Below are 3,045 nucleotides of genomic sequence, written 5' to 3'. Positions count from 1 at the left end.
TGTGCGGGTGGTGGCTGCAACCAGCGTCGATCTCACCGCTGCCATCGCGTCCGGGCGCTTCCGCGCTGATCTACTCTACCGCCTTGATGTCATCCACATCGCCATGCCGCCCTTGCACGAACGCCCCGAAGATGTGCCGTGCCTGGTGCAGCATTTCCTGTCGGCAGCGGCGCAACCGGCGCGCTTTACCGCGGCGGCGCTGGAGGCGCTGGCCGGCCAGCCCTGGCCGGGCAATGTGCGCGAACTGAAGAATTTCGTCGAGCGCGCCTGTGTGCATCACGGCGGCGAGACCATCGGCTGCGAAGCGCTGACCCAATTGCTGCGCGGCGCCACCTCGCCGCCGCCAACCAAGGCTGTGCCCCGGCCCAACGAAATGGCGCTGCCGCCAGAGGCGATATCACCCGATCTCGGCGCGGCCACGCTGCTTGGCCCTGACGGTGTCGATTTGAAACAGCTGCTCACTGATCTGGAGCAGGCCTATATCCGCGAAGCCTTGGCCTTGTCCGGCGGCACCATTGCCCGCTGCGCCCGTCTGCTTGGCCTGCAGCGCACGACCTTGATCGAAAAAATGCGGCGGATGCATATCGCGGCGGCCGATTAACCGTCCCGCTGGGTCCAGAAGGCGATCTGCTGATCCAGCTGCACCTGTGTCGCCCGCGACAGTGCCACGGCACGATCCATCGCCGCGAATTGCCGGGTGAGCAGCGTGCGCTGTATTTCAGACGCGCGCTGCACTTTGGCCAGATCCTGATTGGCGCGGTCGCGCTGGCGGGTCAGGCCGTCGCTGGCAATCACGGCCAATTGCGCGATGCTTTGCAGTCGGCCCGGCCGGGTCGGGCTGGCCGGCCCGGACAATTCGCGGAGCAGCGCTTCGGCATCCGCCAGCCGGGTCGGCGGCAGATTGGCCAGCCGGGCGGAATCGACCGTGATGCTGCCGTCGCGCTGGATGCTGACGCCCAGATCGGCGAGCCGCAGGCCATTTGCTTGCGTCACCGGCTCGGTCACCAATCGCGCGATGCGCTGATCGAGTGCGCGGGCGGTGGGATCATTGGCCAGCGGGCCGGGCGCCTCGCCATCCTGCGACGGTCGGCGGAAATCGCCGATCAGCTGGCGCATGGCCTGCAAAGTGCCGACAAAATCCGCCAGCGCACCTGATATGGCCTGGCCGTCGCGCGAGGCGGTGATGGCCACACCGGCCGTGGTGGTGCGGCGCAGCGTCAACCGGGCACCGCTGATGGCATCCTCGATGCGGTTGGACGACCGCGTGATCGCCACCCCGTCCAACACCAGCTCGGCATCCTGCGCCGGCTCGCCCTGCACCATGGTTTCAGCGCCCGGCGTATGGTTGAAACGTTCAAGGCCGGGCGTTCCGGGCGGATCTGGCACGCCGGGCGCGGCGCTGATAATGAAAGCGTTCTGCGCGCCCTCTGCCCCACGCAGCACCAACGTGGCAGTGCCGGTGCTGGCGACGATGCTGGCCGTCACCCCGGCATTTGCATCATTGATGGCCTTGGCCAACCCGGCCAGCGTGTTGTTCGCCGCCGTGATGGTCACATTCACCGATGGCCGCGCACCGGCGGCAAACAGAAAGCTGGTGGAACCCGGATCGGGAGACTTCTGGCCAAAAACAAAGCTGAGCGTGCCCAGCCCGATCGGATCGGCGCCGCTGGCAAACACCGGGCTGTTAAGCCGCTGCCCTGCAGCCAGTTTGTTCACAACCACGCCCGATGCCACCGCGCCAGCGGGGCCAATCCCGACCCGTTCAACACTGACGGCGGCATCGCTGCTGGCCAGTTGCAGGCCCAGTTCGCCCGTCCGCACCCGCGAATCGAGCGACGATGCAATGCCGGAGAGCGCCGAACGCAGCTGGCCCAGCGCCGAAATGCGAGCCTGCAACTGCTCCACCCGCCGGGTGAGCGGTGCGGAGCGGGATTCGCGCTCCACATTCACCAGGCCATCGACAATGGCGCGGCTGTCCAGCCCGGAACCGGCGTTGAAGGTGGTGAGCGGATTGGTGGCCATGGTAACCCCTTATAACGGCAGCGGCGCGCCGGCTTTGCGCGGCTCGCCATTCTCGTCGAAATCCAGGGTGGGCGGCACGAACACATCGGGCACCGCTTCGCCTTCGGGATCGTCGAAACGCATGACAAAGGCCAGGATCGTCGCCACCGCCTGGAACAGTTCGGGCCGCACCATCTGGCCGCGTTTTGCCGACCAGAACAGCGCGCGCGCCAGCCGCGGCGTGCGGATGATCGGCAGCTTCAGCTCCCGCGCCGCCGCGATCAGCGCGTGCGCCATGTCGAGCCGGCCCTTCTCCACCACCACCGGCGCCTCGTCTTCACCGGCGCGGTAGCGCAGCGCCACGGCAAAGTGCGTCGGGTTGACCACCACGACACTGGCCGTCGCCAGCCCCTTCTTCATGCGGCCCTGCGCCGCCGCCATCTGCGCGCGGCGCACGGCGGCCTTCAATTCCGGCGCGCCTTCATTCTCGCGGGATTCGCGCTTGATCTCGTCGCGGCTCATCATCAACTGCTGCTCGCGCCGCCACCAGGCAAAGCCCGCATCCACCGCCGCCACCACCGCCAGCAGCAGTGTGGCCGCCATCGCCAGCCGCAGCAGCGCCGCGCCGATCATCGGCAGCCCGCCTTCCTCCAGCCCGACCAGGCCCGGCAGCAGCGGCTGCAGCACCATCATCGCCAGCGCCGCCATGCCGCCGATTTTCAGCAGCGCCGTTGCTGCCCCGGCCACGCCCTGCCAACCAAACAGCCGCTTCAGGCCGTTCATGGGCGACAGGCGCGACAGTTTCGGCGCAGCCAGCTTGGCACTGACATGGCGGGTCGTCGCCAGCTGCACGCCAAAGGCGGTCACCGCCACCATCAGGAACAGCGCCAGCGGCCACGCAACCGGCAGCCGGCGCAGCAGCGTGCGCGGATCGGCAGCGGCCGCGCGGCCCAGGCTGTCGGCCAGGAATCCCGCCAGATCCTGCCACAACGCCGGGCCGGCCAGGCTGAGGAACAGGGTCGCCACCGCAATGCTGGCCGCCGG

At 68.3% G+C, this 3,045-nt stretch carries 3 protein-coding genes; 1 reads left to right on the top strand and 2 read right to left on the bottom strand.

Going from position 1 to position 3,045, the window contains the following annotated elements; genetic code table 11:
* The coding region (locus tag RMO81_RS15065; protein ID WP_310476748.1) for a helix-turn-helix domain-containing protein at positions 1-601 on the top strand (601 nt) is incomplete at its 5' end.
* On the opposite strand, the gene fliD is transcribed toward RMO81_RS15065, so the two are convergent.
* Entirely contained in the window at positions 598-2,022 is a 1,425-nt protein-coding gene (fliD, locus tag RMO81_RS15060; protein WP_310476747.1) for a flagellar filament capping protein FliD, read from the bottom strand. The two genes, RMO81_RS15065 and fliD, sit on opposite strands and share 4 nt — an antisense overlap.
* Before the next feature lie 9 nt (positions 2,023-2,031).
* A partial coding sequence (locus RMO81_RS15055; RefSeq protein WP_310476746.1) for an EscU/YscU/HrcU family type III secretion system export apparatus switch protein occupies positions 2,032-3,045 on the bottom strand: 1,014 nt, incomplete at its 5' end.

Source organism: Sandarakinorhabdus sp. (genome assembly GCF_031422795.1).
Classification (GTDB): Bacteria; Pseudomonadota; Alphaproteobacteria; order Sphingomonadales; family Sphingomonadaceae; genus Sandarakinorhabdus.
Note: the sequence above shows the minus strand (reverse complement) of the source record. Positions and strands in the feature narration are given on the sequence as shown.

Excerpts from the sequence above, each read along its gene's own strand:
- fliD (WP_310476747.1), bottom strand. The coding sequence starts at position 2,022 with ATGGCCACCAATCCGCTCACCACCTTCAACGCCGGTTCCGGGCTGGAC.